The organism is Bacillus sp. V3-13, assembly GCF_002860165.1.
Taxonomy (GTDB): Bacteria; Bacillota; Bacilli; order Bacillales; family Cytobacillaceae; genus Bacillus_BJ.
This window is the reverse complement of sequence record NZ_PGUZ01000053.1, coordinates 55,764-74,361: the sequence shown is the minus strand read 5'-3', so window position 1 is coordinate 74,361 and position 18,598 is coordinate 55,764. Positions and strand designations below refer to the sequence as shown.

Here is an 18,598-nt window from a genome sequence, read left to right as displayed (position 1 = left end):
ATCTGTTTTGTGGCAGAACGGAACCCTCAAAGCCGAGTTTTCATAGAACTTTTTACACTACCTTTCCAGAAAAGCTGCTACTTCTTCTTGATTCACTAATTTTTCCCCAGTTTTTTGAAATACAATATGTGCCATTCTACTTATCTCCTTTTCAATTAAACTGCTTTAATTAACCCGGGTTTATGCTCCAGTAAGCGGAGCGTGTAACGAAACAAAAACTCTGAGGCTTCGAGAAGCTTTTTCGCTTCAAAAGCACTTTCACCCCAGACGGTAATGCCATGATTGCGAATCAGCACAGCGCCTTTTTGCTCATAAATATGGCCGGCAAATTCCCGGGCAAGAGCAGGGATATCGGCGTGATTGGGAATGATCGGAATCGTAAGCGCCGCATTCTCATCCCACAAATTAAAAGCTTTGATTAATTCCTGGCCTTTAAATGTGACTTCTCCCCTGTCTCCGAACAGTTCTGAAATGACATTATTATCAACTGTATGGACATGGAGACTGCAGCAAGCATTCGTGCGCTTGTAAATTTCTGCATGGAGCAATGTCTCTGCCGATGGTTTTAAATGGGTCTCTTCAGCAGGCCGCCCGCTTGCATCAACAAGCAGAAAATCTTCACTCGTCCGTTTCCGTTTGTCCTTGCCGCTGGCGGTTACAAGAAAAGTCAATGGATCGCTTCCTACTTTAATGGCCAGGTTTCCGCTTGTCCCCATAAACCAATCACGTTGTGCAAGTTCATCTTTGACGTCGGCGAGCTCCTGCCACCTTTCCTGAAGAAGACTCATGCTCTCACCCCTATCTTCTCTCTTATAGAATCGACGCAATCAAAGAAAGTATTAAATGGTTTGTAAGGAAGCCCGAGCTCTTCACATTTCCTGGCAAGTAAGTCCCTTGCAAGAATAAAATCAGCTTGCTTGGCTGCCTCGACATCTGTGATCGAATCACCAATGACAATCTTATCGAGATTTTCTCCATCAAGGCTGCGGATGACAGAAGGTTTGCAGCAGCCGCAGCCGTTGGAGCAGTGACTGTCACAGCTGTGAGGCCACAGTATCTTTATTCTTTCAGCGCTGAAATCAGATCCGTTACAATATAAGCCTGTAATTGGTCCAGTCCCCTCCAGAATCGGCTCTACAAAAAAGTCGATTCCGCCACTGACAATATAAAGCGGGATATCTTCGTTAGCCAAAAAGGCGGCAAACTCCTTAAATCCAGCCCTGATCACCGCATTTTCCACCGCAAAATCAATAATCTCGTCCTTTAAAGAGCTGGGGAGGAGCGAGAACAGCTTTCCGACACCTTCCATGATCGAAATTTGCCCGGACAGGATTTGCTCCTTCAGCGGTTCCGAGTCGGAAGGAGCGAATTTTTCCATGATCGCAATAATATTGTCTTTTTCGGTGATCGTCCCGTCGAAATCACAAAATACGGCATGCTTTTTCATCATGCAGTCACCTCTTGATGGCCCCACAGCTCGATCGCTGCCCGCAACTCATCATGCTGTTTTGCTTTATCCAGCAAAGATTGCCCATTTAAAACCGCTTCGATCGCCTGCCTGAATGCAAGGCCGCCCCCTTTTGCGCCGCCTGGATGACCGTGAACACCGCCGCCAGCGTTTATCACACAATCCAGTCCAAAGTCTTTGTACAATAATGGCACGAGGCCGGGATGAATGCCTGCCGACGGCACTGGAAACACTGGTTTAAACGGTTCTTCTATCGTGAGTGCCTCGGCGATTGCCAAAGCCTGATCTTTTTCAAGGGCAACCGAGCCGTACGGAGATGGGAACAAAGACAAATCCGCTCCCGCATACCGCAGCAATTTTCCCAATAATAACGAATAGGACAGTCCATATACCGGTGATGATGCGAGTGCGCCGCTGACAGCCGGATGGGCCATAATCGGCAAGGCAATGCTGTCGTCTTCCCGCAATTCCTGAAGGATATCGAGTCCGTAAGCGAAAACATTGAACAATAATAGATCTGCTCCAAGCTCGGCTGCCTTTTTCGCTTTGTCCCTCAGAGCCGACGTGCGGCCAGTCAGATTAACAGCATATAGCGTCCGCTGCCCGGATTGCTCATAGATTTCCGTTAATACCTTTTTCCCTTCGGAAATTCTCGCGGCAAACGGAGCCAGATCGTTCTCAAACAGAATTTCATCATCCTTGACAATATCGACTCCGCCAAGAGCCTGTTCTTTCAGCTGTGCGAGCATGTATGGCAAATCCCTGCCGATTACGCCTTTAAAAATACTCATCAGCAGCGGCCGGTTATAAACATTTACTTTTTCACGAATTCCCTCAATACCAAAACGGGGACCCGGAAAAAGGGCCTTCAACGAATCGCTAAACTGCAAGTCTATTAATTTAATTTTTCCGTCCAGTGACAGCTTTCCAAAAACGGTCGTTAAGATTGCCGGTAAATCAGGAGAAAAATTAACAGCAGGGTAGGCAATTTTAATCAGCGCCTTTGTCTCCTCTTTGCTGCTTTCTTCCGAAAGACCCTCGACAGAGACGACACGCCCTTTGTGCTTCTTCAGTTGGTTTTGTTCAAGCTCGGGCAGATTTGTCCACGAGCCCACCGTCAGGCCGAGGGCGATTTCCTCTGCTTTCTTCCCGGGATTATGTTTGGAATCATAGACTGAATATGTAGCAATTATTTCACTCATGCCGATCATCCTTTCCGTAAACACGCGGGCCAACTTATTCATTTTGGCCATAAAAAAACCTCTTCAGAAAAGAAGAGGTTAGCATATCAAACTAACATCTCCTTATCTTTCAGCGAATGCTGCAAGAATTAGCACCGTGCCTGGAAAAAATCCAGGTCGGTTGCCGGGCTTCATCGGGCTCGTCCCTCCACCTGCTCTTGATAAGAAAACGATTTTCATATAATCATGTTCATGACAGTTCAAATTAATTTGGATTATCGCAGGAAATTCTCCATTTGTCAAATCCCTTTTTTAAATATTTCTAAAGCCTGGATTCTTTTGACTGCTTCCTGCAACCGTTCTTCAGAGGTTAACAGCCCAGCTCTGACATAGCCTTCGCCCCACCGCCCAAAGCCAATTCCAGGAGCGACAACAATATGGGCATTTTCGAGTAAATAGTCGGAAAATTGCTGGGACGTAAAAGATGGCGGTACTTTCAGCCAGGCGAAAAATGAACCTTTTGGCGCTGTAACCTCCCAGCCAATCGATTGCAGCCCCTTAATAAACGTGTTTCGCCGCGATTCATATAGCTGGTTCAGTTCCTCTACGCATTCCTGCGATTCAAGCAGGGCCGCTGCTGCCGCCTCCTGAACTGCTCCAAAAAGGCTGACGTAAAGGTGGTCCTGAAGCAAATTTATCGCACTGACGACGCTTTTATTGCCAACAGCAAAACCTACCCTCCAGCCTGCCATGTTATAGGTCTTCGATAGTGTGTAAATTTCAATGCCGACTTCCTTGGCGCCTTCCGCCTGCAAAAAGCTGATTGGTTTTTCGTTATCAAAACCGATTGCTCCATAGGCAAAATCATGGACCACGCAAATATCATGCTGCTTAGCAAGCATTACAGTCTCTTCAAAAAACGGAAGAGGCGCAGTTGCGGCGGTCGGGTTGTTAGGATAATTGAGGAACATTAACTTAGCTTTTGCCAAGGCTTCCCCGCTTAACTCACGATAATCTGGGAGAAAACCGTTCTTCTCGAGCAATGGCATATACAACATTTCCGCTCTCGCCAATGCGACCCCGGACCAGTAATCCGGATAACCCGGATCAGGAACAAGCACCGTATCGCCGGGGTTTAATAAGCATTGCGGTATTTCAACCAAACCTGCTTTCCCGCCGAACAATACCGCCACTTCTGTGTCCGGATCCAGCTCGACCTGATACTCCCGCTTATAAAATCCGGCTGCCGCTTCCTTTAAGTAGCGAAAGCCTTGAAAGGGGGAATATTTATGGTTGACCGGCTTTTCAGCTGCAGCCTGCAATGCCTTGACAATATGGCCCGGTGTCGGCTGGTCCGGGTTGCCCTGGCCCAGGTTAATCACATCATAACCCTGTTCAATGTATGTACCTGCTTTTTTTACGAGCGAGGCAAAGAACTGCCTCGGCAGGCTATTTAATAAGTCTGATTGGGGAAAATCTTTCACTTTAGCACCCGCTTTTATTAAAAAATGAATTTGAAATTCTAGTCACAAATGATATAACGTTAATAACAGCTTGTAAAGTGAAAGTTTTTAGTTTTTTAATGGGGTGACAATTTTGAAATTATCGATAGCTTGTATCCAAATGGACATTGCTTTTGGCAATCCGGATCAAAACTACGAAGCTGCGAAACAGCTGATTGCCGGTGCAGCGCGACGAAAACCGGATATTATCGTCCTTCCCGAGCTATGGACGACCGGGTATGATCTGAAACGGCTCGATGTGATTGGCGATCAGGACGCCAGCAAAACAAAATCCTTTCTGAAGGAAGCAGCACTGGAACATCAGACAGCTTTTGTCGGCGGTTCTGTCGCAAGGAAAACGGCAGAGGGAATTTTTAATACGCTTATCATTGTCGATCAGCACGGCGAGCTTGTCCATGAATACAGTAAGCTGCATCTTTTCAAGCTGATGGACGAACATCTGCATTTATCAGCTGGCAATTCAAAGGGCCTGTTCAAGCTGGAAAACAGGCTCCTGTCCGGAATGATTTGCTACGATATCCGCTTCCCGGAATGGATTCGCGCGCATACGGCACAAGGAGCGGAAGCATTGTTTGTAGTAGCTGAATGGCCGCTTGCCCGCCTCGCCCACTGGAGAGCCCTGTTAATATCACGGGCAATTGAAAACCAATGCTATGTCATTGCCTGCAACCGGGCGGGATCCGATCCGAACAATGCTTTTGCCGGACATTCGATGATTATTGATCCGTGGGGGGAAGTGATCGCGGAAGCCGGTGAAGAACAGGAAATTTTGCATGCTGAAATAGACCTTGATGAAGTACGAAGAGTAAGAGAAATCATCCCGATTTTCTCAGACAGAAAACCGGAATTCTATCAATAAGTGGAGATTTTCAATGTCAAACTTTTTAAAAAAATGATTGACATATCACTTTTTGCGTTGATATGATGGTCAACAAGTAAAAAACAATCAAAATAGTACTCTCTTATCAAGAGCAGGCTGAGGGATTTGGCCCGATGAAGCCCAGCAACCGACCGTAATGCCATTGTGAAATGGGGCGCTAAATTGCGCCGGGGACTGATGTCTCCCAAGGGCACGGTGCTAATTCCAACAGAAGGATTTTCTTCTGGCAGATAAGAGGCGTGGAGAATATAAACTTCCAAGCCTCTTTCGTGTTGAGAAAGAGGCTTTTTCATTTATTGAAAAAGCCTCCAAATTAAGGAGGAATATACGATGGTCTTATTACAAAATAAAACATACGAACCTTTAACCGAAAGCTCGGCTGCCGCATTAGCAATTAAATTGCGGCTATTTCCTGAAGGAACTCTTTTAACAGTTGAGGAGATTGGCGATGGCAATCTGAATCTCGTCTTTCGGATTTCAGCTCAGGATTCCGGCAAGAGTGTGATCATTAAACAAGCTTTACCATATGCCAAAGTTGTTGGTGAAAGCTGGCCGTTAACACTGAAAAGAGCGGTGATCGAAGCAAATGCACTGTCTGTTTTTAAAAAATTGGCACCAAATTATGTTCCTGAAGTCTTTTTTAGCGATGAGACCTTTGCGGTCACTGTTATGGAGGACTTATCACATTTGACGATTGTGAGAACCGGATTTATCCATGGCGACGATTTCCCGCTTCTCTCCAAGCATATCGGAGAGTATCTCGCTAAAACGCTGTTCTTTACTTCTGATTATGGGTTAACGCCTGCAGAGAAAAAGGAACTGGTTGGAAAATTTATTAACCCGGAGCTGTGTAAAATTACGGAAGACCTCATTTTTACCGACCCGTTCTTCGATGCGCCCACCAATGATTTTGAGGAAGGCCTAAAGAAAGATGCCGAGACGCTCTGGGCTGATGAAGATTTAAAGTTTGAGGCAGCTCTTCTTAAAAAGAGCTTTTTGACAGAAGCAGAGTCATTATTGCATGGCGACTTGCACACTGGAAGCATATTTGCAAATAAGGATGAAACAAAAATCATCGACCCTGAATTTGCATTTTACGGGCCGGCTGGTTTTGACCTTGGCCAAGTCATTGCGAATTTGCTGGTCCAACAGATTGCCAACCCTGAAAAACAGAGTTCCATCTCTTCCCATATAAAAGTTTTTTGGGAAACTTTTTCACGGGAGTATTCAAAACTGTGGAAAGAGCAGAACACAGATCCGCTTTCTTCAGACGATCGCTTTCTCGCTTATTTGCTTGAAAAGTATCTTCAGGATGCTGCCGGATTTGCCGGTTGTGAGCTGATCCGCCGTACGATAGGACTGTCACATGTTGCCGACCTGGATGGCATTCAAGATAAGGATAAAAGGCTGGATGCAAAGCGGACAGCTCTTCAGCTTGGCAGCCAGTTCATCAAAAACCACCGGAATATTAAATCGATTAATGACCTGATATATTAAAATGATCGACCCGCAGAATTCCAGTTCTGCGGGTCGGCTTTCGCTTTATCCGTCGATTTTCGCCCACATCTCTTCCGGATTCAATTCATATATCCCATTTTCCCGGTACATATAATGATTGATGATAAACTCGCGGCGGATCGTTGCGTAATCTTCGTGATATTTTTTTATATACTCATTTAGTTCCTTCTCCGCATATTTTTTCCCTTTTGTTAAACCGCGGATCATATATTCGAAGACGATTAATTTCTTCTTCCGCTGGGCCGGAATATTTTTCAGCTTCCCATCACGCGTGAAGAAGTTATCAATTACCTTTTGTCTTTCGATATTCGTTTCGGCCATTTCCTTTATTCCCTCCCTGCCCTTCTCAATCTGCTCGACTAAAGCACTTGCATGTTGTTTCAGGACTGATTCATTTAAGTGCTTACTGAACCTTTAAACGAAGCTTTTTCGTGGCGGAGCAGCTTTTCTTTAATATCGGTTCTCGTACCTGCATAGCCTGTCAGCGCTTTATTTTTGCCAATGACGCGGTGGCATGGAATGATAATCGGGAATTTGTTAGCCTTGTTCGCCTGGCCGACTGCCCGCACCGCTTTCGATTTGCCAATCGTTGACGCAACATCCTGGTAGCTTTTCGTGACACCGAAAGGAATCGCTTCAAGCTGTTTCCAAACCGCCTGCTGAAAATCTGTTCCTGCCAGGTCAAGAGGCAATTGAAAGCTGGTTCGCGTTCCGTTAAAATACTCCCCGAGCTGTTCGACTGCCGCAGCCAGGACCGGATTATCCGGATTTTCAATCAGACCCTTCCCTGTTTCATGTTTGTCAAAGTCGTCTTTCCCTATATGTACGGCGCTCAGTTTCCCGTTTTCAGCAACGATGAATAACAAACCGATGACGGTCTCCAGTGTAGTATATTGTCTGTTCAAAATCTCTACCCCGCCTTCTTTAATGGTAAATAAATATGAAAGATTGTCCCTGTACCCGGATGGCTTTCCACTTCAATGCTTCCTTGATGCTCTTCAATAATTTTGTAGCTCACCATTAAGCCAAGTCCCGTTCCCCGTTCTTTTGTAGTATAAAACGGTTCGCCAAGCTTTTTCAATTTTTCTTCGGGTATGCCTGGTCCTTCATCCTGTACGTATACATGGATTTTATCCCCTGCTGCCCGCTCAACTGAAACGGTAATATATCCGCCTTTCGGCATCACTTCGATCGCATTTTTGATGATGTTGATAAACACCTTTTTGAGCTGGTTCGGCTCGCAAAACAGGAGCGGAAGCTTATCTTGATAATACGTTTTGAATTGCACGTTATGCAAGACAGCCTGGGCTGTCAGCAATTCAACCGTCTCTTTAACAATCCGCGTAACATCCGATTCGATAAATTTTACTGCCTGAGGTTTTGCAAGGATTAGAAATTCATTGATAATCGAATCTATTCTTTGTAACTCGGTTGTGATCACCTGAAAATACATCGCATGTTCATCCTTCATATTACTCTGAAGCAATTGGATAAACCCTTTTAGAGCTGTCATTGGGTTTCTGATTTCATGGGCAATCCCGGCGGCAAGTTCTCCGATCACCGTTAAAGTATCAGATTTTCTCAGCTGTTCTTCCATCTCCAATTTTTCTGTTATATCTTTAAAAACGGTTAAATTTAAGCCCGACATCAAATTGCTTTTGGTTGAGAACTCAAGGTGCTTTTTTGTTCCTTTTTTTAACCTGATCTGTACCACGCCGTTTAATTGGCCGTGTTCCAAAAGGGTATCCATGTGTTTGTGTTGTTCTTCGCGGCTGAGGCGGCACTCTGTCAGCAACTCCGTCAACGATTTACCGATGATCTCTTGTCTGGAAAAGCCGAGCATATTTTGGCCTGTCTGGTTAATATCCACGATTTCAAAATGGTTATTCCATAATATAATTCCTTCAAGGGCACCTTCAAAAATCTTCCGGAATTTCAGCTCGCTCTCGCGAAGCTCTCTTTCCATGCGGTGGCGTTCACTGACGTTGCGGACAATGGTTAGATTAGATCCGTCAATATGGAGCTTGGACGTAAATTCGAGCAATTTTTTTTGTCCGTTCGGCATTAAAAACAACAATTCGTCACGAATGGCACCCGTTTTTTTTAACAAATCCATTATTTTATAATAATGATCATCTTTTGAATACACAAAATCGGTTATGTTAGTCCCCAGCAATTGCTCCAATGGACATTCGAAAATTTTGCATGCAGCCCGATTGGCCCGGGTCACAACGCCACAGCCATTCCAAAAAATGATTCCATCAAGCGCTTCTTCAAATAAATCCTGGTATAAATCTTCATTTTTCCTGATTTTCTTTTCGATAATCTGTTTCTCGGTTACATCCCTCATGATACTAATATACTGATCCTTCCCACCTGGGAGGGGGCTCGTATTAATTTCGAAATAGGTTAATTTTTCATTATGGGCAATTGGCAAAATCCCTCTGGCGCTTCCCTTTTCATCCAAAAGCGCCCAAATCTTCACCAGCTTAAATTGATATTTTTTTGGAATTAAAGCTTTCAGCGACATTCCTATTACACTGCTGCTGTCCATATTTAAATGCCTGCAGAAAGCGGAATTCCCGGCCGCTATGATTCCCTCACGGTTAAATATAATCATCCCATCAGGAGCATGGTTAAACTGTTCCGTCAATGTTCTATTTGCCTGTTCGAGGGCAGCAACTTTTTCTTTCAGGAATTGATGTTCTTCACGTGATATAGCTCCATCCACTGTCTTGCCTCCTTGCCTGAATCTTCAATAGAATAATTATTTCGACATTTATCAGCGCTAATCCTGTCTTGTCCATGAAGCATTTGCAACCCGGGAACCTTTTTGTTAACTCGAAACATACTGGTTTTCGTTTGCCTGCACATCGAAATTCCGAAATGATTTTCCAAAAATAATGAAGAAAAAGCGATGCATGTTTCTGCATCGCTTTTCCCTGGTATTTTACAACAAATGATTCTCATGTCTCGCACATAAACGCTGCCAGCGCTTTTCTACTTCTTCTTCAAAATCGGCCAACAATTGTTTGTTTTCTTCCTTCAATAAATGTTTGGTTTTCCCCATTAATTTTAACCATTCGGAAAGAGGAATGCGTTTATTTTTCTTTTCAGGGTCGTAAGTAATCGTTGTCATTCCCTCTTCTACTTCATACAGTGGAAAGAAACAGGAATTAACGGCGGCCTCGACAATTTTTTCGCCAAGGCGGTCATCAGACTTCCAATTTAACGGACAGGTTATCAATATTTTCCCGTAAACTGTGCCGACGTTTTGCGCATACCACTGTGCTTTTGCCGCCTTTTTGATCAAGTCCTGCGGAAACGCTTCTGTCCCGGTAAAAACATAGGGAATGTTCGCTGCTGCCATAATTTGCGCTGTATCCTTATGATGGAATGCCTTCCCCTTCTGGCTCTTCCCGACATTGGAAGTGCTTGTCATGTGCCCGAGCGGTGTCGAATATGACATTTGTGAGCCTGTGTTCATGTATCCTTCATTATCGTACTCAAGCATGATCAGTTTATGGTTCCGCAAAGCAGTTCCGATTGCGGATCCCATTCCGATATCCATTCCGCCGTCTCCGGTAATCATCACAAAGGTCGCATCATCCGATACGGAAATCTCTCCCCTCCGCTTTAACTCCAAAAATGCTTCAACTGTTCCAGACAGAGTGGCAGCCCCGTTTTGGAAAAGATTGTGGATCATCGTTTGTTTGTGGGAAGTATACGGATATGCGGTCGTAACCACATAAGCGCAGCCCGTTTGGAATAAAACGACGACATCTCCTTCGATTCCTTTAAAAAACAGTTCAAGGCCTCCGAAAATTCCGCAGCCCGGACATGCCCCGTGCCCGGAAGCAAGCCGCTTCGGCTTGGCTGTTAACGCTCTTAACGGCGGTATTTTCACTTTCAATTTATTGGTAGCCTCATCTTTTTTTACTTCAATCAGCCCGGATTTATAAGCATCGCTGTGCTGCGGGCTAATAACCGGCTGGAGAATTTTTTGCGGATCACCGGGAACATGCCCGTAGTAATCGAAAGGTTTTTCGGCTTTTCCGTTCTCGATTGCATCGATTGCAAATCGGAAAAACTGCTCGGCATCATCCGGATAAAAATCCTTTCCGCCAAGTCCAAAAACTCTGCTTAATACGATCGTATTGTTATCTTGATCTTCCTGAAGCGCCGATTTAACCTCATGGGTCAGATTAGGACCATTTGCACCATAGGAGTCTGCTCTTTCTCCCACTAGCAGAGCTTTTACCCCTTTCAATGCCTCGCGGATTTCTGCTGCCGGGAAAGGCCGGATGATGTTTGGGCTGATCACTCCTGCCTTGATTCCCTGCTTGCGGAGCTTGTCAACCGTATCTTTCGCTGATTCAGCAGCTGAATTGAGTAAAAATAGCGCTACCTCTGCATCTTCCATTTTGTACAAATCGAGAGCGGAATATTTTCTGCCGGATAATCGGGCATATTCAGCTGCAACTTTTTCATATACCGCTCCAGCCCTGTACATCGCTTCCGACTGCTGGAAATGGTTATTAAGCAGATCATCGCCGTTCATATGGGCACCGATCGTAACAGGCTTTTTCGGATCCCTTGCAAAATGATAGCTGTCAGGGCACTCACCGACAAACTGCTGGACTGTTTTCCGGTCCTTAAAGTATTGAACCTTCCTTTTTTGGTGCGACGTGAAAAATCCATCATAAGCCACGATGACAGGAAGGCGTACGTCGGAATGCTCGGCAATTTTTAAAGCCATGATGTTCATATCATAGACCGCCTGGGGTGTTCTCGCTGTAAGAATGACCCAGCCTGTATTTAAGGCAAAATACAAATCGGAATGGTCACCGCGAATATCGAGCGGCCCGCTAATTGAACGCGTCACCAGGTTCATAACCATCGGGAAACGGGTCCCTGATTGCACAGGCAGCTGTTCAAGCATATACATAAATCCGTTCGCACTCGTCGCATTAAAGACGCGGGCTCCCGTCACCGCCGCGCCGTAGCAAATACCTGCCGAACCATGTTCACCGTCGGCAGCGATTAATTGGATATCGTGCTCACCGCGCGCTTTCATTTGATCCAAGTATTGGGCTACCTCTGTTGAAGGGGTAATCGGAAAGTAGCCCATGATATGATAGTTAATTTGCGCCGCTGCCATTGCCGCCATTTCGTTGCCGGATTCAAACGTGGTTAGCTGCTCTGCAGTTCCACTCTGCTTTAAGTTTTGTTCCATGATAGCCATCAGACGATTCCTCCATTCACATAAGGAAAGTTTTGTTTAACCCGGTTTATTTGAGCGTATTCGGCCGTTTCACGAAGCTCGCTTAACGCAGTTGTTGGGCATGCCTCGACACATTTCAGGCAGCCCTTGCAATATTGATAGTCGATACCGGTTAAAATCATTTGCGGCCTGCCACGCTTGTCGGTTTCAGACGCCCATACAAAGCAAAAATCAGGACAGACTGTATCACAGGCTGCGCAATTGATGCATTCCTCCTGTACAAACTTCGGAAGAAAGCCCTGGCGGGAGCCGCTTAAATCCTTCATGATGCTATTGGCTTGTGCCCTAATAATGCCGCCGATTTCCTGGGTTTGATAACCCAATAAAGGAACAGCCCTTGAGAAAGCTTTCGGCTCGGCATTTGGCGGTGCTTGAAACGTTTTAAATTGAACCTCTTCATAGCCTCTGTTAAAAGTACGGATATTCGGCTCGACAAGATGCGGGTATTTTTTTTCAAACGTTTTGCGGATCACCTTTCGCATCGCATCTGCATCGAGAAAGTTACAAATTTTGAACAAAGCCCCGAGCATTGCCGTGTTTACTTTTGTTTTTTCTTCAACGGCAATTCCGAGCGCATCGACAATCGCCAATGTCCCGTATTCAAGCTGCAAATCTTCCTTTACGTCCTCGAATGACCGTACCGAGTTGACTAAAACAATCCCTTCAGGCCCTAAACCGCTGATCACATCGACGGTTTTATAGAGCGCTTCATGGAATACGCCAATCACATGCGGCTGTTCGATCGGGCTGTGATCGCGAATTTCAACATGCGGTTCACAGAAGCGGATAAAGCTTTTCACAGGTGATCCTTTCTTCTCTGAGCCATACGAAGAAAAGTTTGACCCATTCAGCCCAAGACCCAGTACGCCAGCTTCGGCCAACATTTTTCCGGCAAGATTTGCCCCGAGACCGCCAATCGATTCAAGCCTGATTTCAAAAAACCCCAGTTCATTTTCTTTCGGTAAAATAGCCATGTTTCCCCTCCCCATTTCTTAAAAAGATCTCTCATTGTGAATTTACTGCTCTTTTGTCATTTTAATGGACTTTTCAGCTTCTTGCTGTGACAAATGTCAAACATCTTCACATTTTTTATGAAACAGTTTTTTTATATAAGGAATAAGTTCAATATTTTACATGATGTAAGCGGAATCTTAGTTATATAACAGATTTTATATTGTATTAATACAGAAATGATTTTCCAGTCATAAATTAACACAATTTTTTAAGTTTGATTTATAATCAGGTGGGTATAGAAATATAGATGCTTTCGGGGGTCAAAAAATCGGGAGGATCTTATGCAAAAGAGAAATTATTATTTTGACAACGCGAAATTTATCTTAATCTTTTTCGTCGTTTTCGGGCATTTGCTTCAATCATTTATTGCAGATAACGAAATCATTCATGCTCTATATAAAGCCATCTACACTTTTCATATGCCGGCATTTATTTTAGTTTCCGGTTTTTTCGCAAAAGGCTTCTATCAAAAGGGTTATTTGCGGAAAATCACCAAAAAATTAATTTTGCCTTATTTAATTTTCCAGTTGATTTATTCGGTTTATTACTACTATTTATATGGACAGTCCCAATTGACCGTTGATCCACTGGATCCGCACTGGTCTTTATGGTTTTTGGTCAGCCTGTTTTTCTGGAATATTATGCTGCTTGGTTTTTCGAAACTGAAAGCAGTGACAGCGATTTCAATTTCCCTGGTAATTGCGCTTGCGATCGGCTATATCGACTTCATTTCCAACTATTTAAGCCTGTCGAGGACGTTTGTGTTTTTCCCGCTCTTTTTACTCGGCTACTACTTAAAGAAAGAGCATCTTTCATCCCTTTTTAATGTAAAGGCTAGAAGTGTTGCAGCTCTTGCGTTCGTGATTGTATTCGCCTGGTTTTATTTGAACCCGGACATTAACTACCAGTGGCTGCTCGGATCGAAGCCTTACGGGGAAATGGGGGCTGCTTCCCTCGCTGCAATGGGGAAAAGGCTTGGGTTTTATTTGTTAAGCTTAATGATGGTGTTCAGCTTTTTTGCTTTCGTGCCAAAAAAGCAATACTTTTTTACGGATCTCGGTAAAAATACTTTATACGTTTATTTGCTGCACGGTTTTTTTGTCAAGACGTTCAGGGAAAGCCCCGTGCAAGATTACTTTACAGGACCGGAAAGCTATTTGCTTCTGGCTGTAGTTTCATTGCTGCTTACTTTGTTGCTATCCAGTAAAATTGCAACATCCTTTGCCCAGCCTTTCATCGAGTTGAAGCTTTCCAAATTTAAAAGGCTGTCATTTAAAGTTTTTTCCGCATTGAAATTTTACAAAAAAAAGCTTCAGAACGGATAAGAAGCCTGCAATTTTTTTTGCAGGCTTCTTCTTTATAAATCCTCAATTACAATATAAGCTGCTTTTACAGGACCATGCACGCCGACGACTAAATTCATTTCGATATCGGCAGAATTGCTTGGACCGGTAATAAAGTTCACGCACGACGGAATCAGTTCCCCGTTCGCCACTTTTTCCCGCATCTTTCGCGCTGCCTGGGTCATCCGCGGCACGAGGCTGCTTTTTGGGATCAGAATAACCGAGCACGTTGGCAAAAAGCTTACCGTCCGCCCTTTATCTTTGCTGCTGAACAATACGGCCGTGCCGGATTCTGCGAGGGTTATATCGCTGATCGTCAAGCCGACATTGGCTTTTTCAGCAAAATGAATATTTTCCGCACCGATTTCTGAATCCCATATATGGACCGGGACACCTTCTGAAGGCCAAACATCCTCGAGTAGAGAAGATACGCCATATTCATGAAAGCGCTCATCCTTCCAGGCAATGACCGGTCCGCCGCCATAATTTGCAACAATTTCTTTCAACGTTTCTTGTAACTTATTTTTATTCGTAACAACAAGATCGGTGTGAATGACCATGCATTGCGTCTTGAGGGCCTCAAGCAGCTCATCCGCATCTGCTTCTTTTAAAACGGCATCCTGGGGCTGCCATGACCATTTCGGCCTGGCCACTGCTTTTGTATTCGGTGTCCGGCCGTGCCGCTCAGCAACTGCAGCCAGAAAAGAATCGCGGTTATGAATCAATCCCTTCATGAATGGTCCCCTCCTTTGTCGCGATTTTTAAACCAGTCACGGAACCGCTCCTTGTTGGGTGCCGGAAATTCACGGGCATCTGTCCATGCTTTTAAAGGGCCCGGTCCTTTTGAAATTTTATCTCCGGCTGTAAAAGGATTCATGGCAACAGGAGCCATTTTCGAGCCAATTTTATACAAGGATGGCGACGCTGCTCCAAGACCGAACGCTTTCATTGCAAGCTTCTCGGAAATTGGTGCGCGCCCTTCCCTCTCCACAATGATCTGGCGGTGTTTGTGAAGAAGCTCGTGCAGCGGAATTTTTACCGGGCAGGCTTCCGTACAAGCTGCGCATAAGGTGGATGCGTATGGAAGCTCTTTGTATTCGTCATAGCCGCCAAGCAGCGGTGACAACACAGCTCCGATCGGCCCCGAGTAAATCGAACCATATGAATGACCGCCGACATGGCGGTAAACCGGGCAGGCGTTCACACAAGCCGCACAGCGGATGCATTGCAGTACGGATTGGAATTCACCGCCCAATATTTTTGATCTGCCATTATCGACAATCACGAGGTGAAATTCTTCAGGACCATCGACGTCCAATTCTTCTTTTGGACCGGTAAGGACTGTGATATAGCTGGTCAACTTTTGTCCGACAGCACTTCGTGTCAGCAAGCTGACAAGCACTTCCATTTCTTCAAATGTAGGAACGATCCGTTCCATTCCCATGACCGTTATTTGCGTTTTTGGGAGTGCCGTGACAAGATCAGCGTTGCCCTCATTGGTGACAAGGCTGATTGACCCTGTTTCGGCAACGGCAAAATTGCAGCCTGTTATCCCTAAATCGGCACTTAAGTATTCCTGGCGCAGCATTTCCCGCGCGTGCAGGGCGAGCTCTTCGGGTTTTTCCGTATTTTTGTAATTGAGCTTTTCAGCGAAAACATCCCTGATCTGCTCCTTATTCTTATGAAGGGCAGGCGTCACGATATGGGAAGGAGGATCATGGTCGTCGATCTGGAGAATATACTCGCCAAGATCCGTTTCGATGACCTGGCAGCCTGCATCCTCAAGGCAGGCATTTAAACTGATTTCCTCCGTTACCATCGATTTTGATTTAACGATTTTCCTGGCCTGTTTTTCAATGACGACATCCTTAATGTATTGGTTTGCTTCTTCCGCAGTCCTGGCAAAAAAAACATGGCCGCCCCTTTTTGCGACATTTTCACTCAATTGATATAAATAATAATCCAGATTTTCAAGCACATGCTGGCGGATTTCTTCGCCGAGCGACCGCCATTCCTGCCAATTTCCGAGCTCCGCTGCCGCCGCAAGCCGCCTCGTCTGGAACCGTTCCTGGGCAGCTGCCACCGCGCCGCGCATGAACGAGTTATTAATACCCGTTTCGACGCGCTCTTTAAAATTCTCCGTACCGATTTTCATTGCCATTCTTTACCCCTCCGTTCGAAGCTAATCTGAATCAGATTCTTTTGACATCTTCTACCTGCTGTTCAGTACTTCGGCAATATGCAGAACCTTGACCGGTATCCCTTTTCTGTCAATCCGTCCCCCGATATTCATTAAGCAGCCGGCATCTGCACCAATCAGGTATTGAGCCTCCGTTTCTTCAACATGGCTCACCTTTTCATCTACCATCTGCTCGGAAATTTGTGCCATTTTCACGGAAAACGTTCCGCCGAACCCGCAGCAGTTTTCCTTGCCGGGCAGCTCCGTAAATTCGAGCCCTTCAACATTTTTTAATAGTTTGACAGGGGCCTCTTTGACGCCGAGCAGTCTTGTCATATGACAGGAGGTATGATAGGTTGCCCTCCCGCTCAGCTTTGCCCCGACATTCTCCACCTTTAATACGTCCACAATAAATTCCGTCAACTCAAACGTTTTATCAGCAAGTGCCTGTGCTTTTGGCCCCCAAACCGGATCTTCCTTAAAGATATGCGGATATTCCTTAAACATCGCAGCACATGATCCAGAAGGCGAAACAACATATTCCGCATCCTGAAACGTTGCAATCATTCGTTTCATCGCTTCCTTTGATTCCTTTACATAGCCGCTATTATACGCCGGCTGGCCGCAGCACACCTGAGAGTCGGGAAAATCAATCTCGCAGCCGAGCCGTTCCAGTACTTCTACTGTCGCTTTCCCGACATCGCCCTGGAACATATCAACCAGGCAAGTAGCAAATAAAGTAACCTTCATTTCACCCATCTCCTTGTAAACTTCCACTTTTCTATCAATCTCTTAATTAATCCAATCAGCCGGTCATCTGATGACTGGCTTACAGATAAACTATTAATCGTATAGTACTATAAAACGAAATGATTATGAAAGGGTTTTCTTGTATGAATTTTAAAAGAGTAAATTTCACAATGTAATAAGCCAGACCGAAAAACGAATGAAATTGTCTAAATAAACAGGAGTATGCCGTAGGAAACGAATAATACTATCTTAATTTTAAACAACTGTTCGTTTTTCAATTAAAGAATTGCTTATGAAATTCATTCTAAAAAACTGCAAATGATCAGAAAAAACGAACCGCTTTATAAATCTATTGGGCAGTTATTTTTTCTCGTATGAAAATTGTTTTAGCCAGGACAACTTCGTGGATTAGATCGCGTTATCTCTTTCCATTGTAGCTGTTTCTTGCCAGTACTTGCCGAGAATCGTCTCGACGTTGTTTAAATGGGCCAGAAGCGCATTCCTCGCTTCATCTTCCTGACGGTTTTTAACTGCTTCGAAGATGGCAAGGTGCTCATTGTACAGTTGTTCAGTGGTCGTTTGCCTGGAAAACAGCCAGAGCCTGCGCGTTTCTTTCATCGTTTCCACCATCAATCCGGAAACATGACTCATCAGGCTTGCCAATAACGGGTTTTGTGAAGCTGCCGCCAGTGCAAGGTGAAATTCGAGATCGGCTTTTTCACCCAACTCTTCGTTGCCGTGGGCTTTTTTCATTTCGTCCAGTGCCTGCGATAACGCAGCCAGATCTTCATTTGTTCTTTTAACAGCCGCTGCGGCTACAGCTCCGGCCTCCAATATCTTTCGTACTCCCAGCAAGTGGGCAACATCTTCTTTGTTCATCAAAATCGCAGTGGATAACGGAAAGTTTATTTGATCCGCCTCAAATTCTTTTACATACGTTCCTTCCCCCTGCCTCATTTCAACAAGCCCCATTGCCCTTAAGGCCGATAAGGCTTCACGGATCGCCGAACGTCCAACCTGGAAGTTTTCTGACAGCTGTTGGACAGAATCGAGCCGGTCGCCCGGCTTTAATTGTCCCTGTCGAATCATTTCATGGATTGCTTCAGCGACTTCTTCATAAATTTTCTTCGGCTTTATTTTCTTGTAATGAATATTGCTCATTTTCCCTTATCCCCGTTTCAACGTATCCTTTTAGGTTTATTATACATGTATGTTGTTATTGTGGCATTCCCAAACAAAAAAGGAAATACAAATCTATCAACAAATGAAAATTCAAAAAAATGAAAAAATCTATTGTTTTTTTATAGATTCAACTCTATAATTTGTCTCAATGGGTTTCACATTCTGGTCATCAGATGACCTAATCACTTGTTAATCGCATTTTTGAAAGCGATTTCTTCTTCAAGGGTAATTTTTATGGGAGGATGGGTTGTAAAAATTTTATAATGATGAACAATG

Annotated in this window: 15 protein-coding genes, 1 pseudogene and 2 riboswitches; of the genes and pseudogenes, 3 read left to right on the top strand and 13 right to left on the bottom strand. The window is 44.7% G+C overall.

The features are described from left to right. Positions 1-155: 155 nt before the first annotated feature. The 4 genes from CU633_RS17720 to CU633_RS17705 all read right to left on the bottom strand — a co-directional run bounded on the left by CU633_RS17720 (position 156) and on the right by CU633_RS17705 (position 4,133). Complete coding sequence (locus CU633_RS17720; RefSeq protein WP_101661907.1) at positions 156-788, bottom strand: methylthioribulose 1-phosphate dehydratase; 633 nt, start codon at positions 786-788, stop codon at positions 156-158. Further along, a complete protein-coding gene (locus CU633_RS17715) occupies positions 785-1,450 on the bottom strand; it encodes a 2-hydroxy-3-keto-5-methylthiopentenyl-1-phosphate phosphatase (protein ID WP_180955020.1) in 666 nt (221 codons plus the stop codon). Before CU633_RS17715 ends, CU633_RS17720 begins: the two co-directional genes overlap by 4 nt. After that, positions 1,447-2,670: a 2,3-diketo-5-methylthiopentyl-1-phosphate enolase gene (locus tag CU633_RS17710; protein WP_101661912.1), complete on the bottom strand. Its 1,224-nt coding sequence runs from the start codon at positions 2,668-2,670 to the stop codon at positions 1,447-1,449. The genes CU633_RS17715 and CU633_RS17710 overlap by 4 nt, the downstream gene beginning before the upstream one ends. A 99-nt stretch (positions 2,671-2,769) precedes the next feature. Next, positions 2,770-2,877: riboswitch (SAM riboswitch) on the bottom strand. Between the two features lie 71 nt (positions 2,878-2,948). Then, positions 2,949-4,133, bottom strand: a complete 1,185-nt coding sequence (locus tag CU633_RS17705; protein ID WP_101661906.1) for a pyridoxal phosphate-dependent aminotransferase — start codon at positions 4,131-4,133, stop codon at positions 2,949-2,951. 112 nt (positions 4,134-4,245) lie between these two features. Between CU633_RS17705 and CU633_RS17700 the strand changes: the two genes are divergently transcribed. Next, complete coding sequence (locus tag CU633_RS17700) at positions 4,246-5,031, top strand: carbon-nitrogen family hydrolase (RefSeq protein ID WP_101661905.1); 786 nt, start codon at positions 4,246-4,248, stop codon at positions 5,029-5,031. Positions 5,032-5,131: 100 nt separating this feature from the next. Next, a riboswitch (SAM riboswitch) is annotated at positions 5,132-5,289 on the top strand. 93 nt (positions 5,290-5,382) lie between these two features. After that, positions 5,383-6,549: an S-methyl-5-thioribose kinase gene (gene mtnK / locus CU633_RS17695; protein ID WP_101661904.1), complete on the top strand. Its 1,167-nt coding sequence runs from the start codon at positions 5,383-5,385 to the stop codon at positions 6,547-6,549. A gap of 45 nt (positions 6,550-6,594) precedes the next feature. Here the strand turns inward: mtnK and CU633_RS17690 are convergent. From CU633_RS17690 to CU633_RS17670, 5 genes and pseudogenes are all read right to left on the bottom strand, one after another. Further along, positions 6,595-6,972, bottom strand: a pseudogene (locus CU633_RS17690) (DUF2087 domain-containing protein); the annotation flags it as partial. Next, positions 6,966-7,475, bottom strand: coding sequence for a methylated-DNA--[protein]-cysteine S-methyltransferase (locus CU633_RS17685; protein WP_180955019.1), 510 nt, complete (start codon positions 7,473-7,475; stop codon positions 6,966-6,968). The gene CU633_RS17685 and the pseudogene CU633_RS17690, both read right to left, overlap by 7 nt. Positions 7,476-7,480: 5 nt before the next feature. Further along, positions 7,481-9,301: a PAS domain S-box protein gene (locus CU633_RS17680; protein ID WP_257958989.1), complete on the bottom strand. Its 1,821-nt coding sequence runs from the start codon at positions 9,299-9,301 to the stop codon at positions 7,481-7,483. 219 nt (positions 9,302-9,520) lie between these two features. Then, complete coding sequence (locus CU633_RS17675) at positions 9,521-11,815, bottom strand: thiamine pyrophosphate-dependent enzyme (RefSeq protein ID WP_101661901.1); 2,295 nt, start codon at positions 11,813-11,815, stop codon at positions 9,521-9,523. Continuing rightward, a complete protein-coding gene (locus tag CU633_RS17670; RefSeq protein ID WP_101661900.1) occupies positions 11,815-12,828 on the bottom strand; it encodes a 2-oxoacid:acceptor oxidoreductase family protein in 1,014 nt (337 codons plus the stop codon). The genes CU633_RS17675 and CU633_RS17670 overlap by 1 nt, the downstream gene beginning before the upstream one ends. Positions 12,829-13,149: 321 nt before the next feature. Here CU633_RS17670 and CU633_RS17665 point away from each other — a divergent pair, with 321 nt between their 5' ends. Further along, the gene (locus CU633_RS17665; protein WP_101661899.1) at positions 13,150-14,193 is read left to right on the top strand and encodes an acyltransferase family protein; all 1,044 of its coding nucleotides are present in this window, start codon (positions 13,150-13,152) and stop codon (positions 14,191-14,193) included. A 32-nt stretch (positions 14,194-14,225) separates the two neighbouring features. On the opposite strand, the gene CU633_RS17660 is transcribed toward CU633_RS17665, so the two are convergent. The 4 genes from CU633_RS17660 to CU633_RS17645 form a co-directional block, all read right to left on the bottom strand. Then, complete coding sequence (locus CU633_RS17660) at positions 14,226-14,945, bottom strand: LutC/YkgG family protein (RefSeq protein WP_101661898.1); 720 nt, start codon at positions 14,943-14,945, stop codon at positions 14,226-14,228. Further along, the gene (locus tag CU633_RS17655) at positions 14,942-16,372 is read right to left on the bottom strand and encodes a LutB/LldF family L-lactate oxidation iron-sulfur protein (protein ID WP_101661897.1); all 1,431 of its coding nucleotides are present in this window, start codon (positions 16,370-16,372) and stop codon (positions 14,942-14,944) included. The genes CU633_RS17660 and CU633_RS17655 overlap by 4 nt, the downstream gene beginning before the upstream one ends. 51 nt (positions 16,373-16,423) lie before the next feature. Next, a complete protein-coding gene (locus CU633_RS17650; protein WP_101661896.1) occupies positions 16,424-17,140 on the bottom strand; it encodes a (Fe-S)-binding protein in 717 nt (238 codons plus the stop codon). A 408-nt stretch (positions 17,141-17,548) separates the two neighbouring features. Then, a complete protein-coding gene (locus CU633_RS17645) occupies positions 17,549-18,292 on the bottom strand; it encodes a FadR/GntR family transcriptional regulator (protein WP_257958994.1) in 744 nt (247 codons plus the stop codon). Positions 18,293-18,598 lie beyond the last annotated feature (306 nt).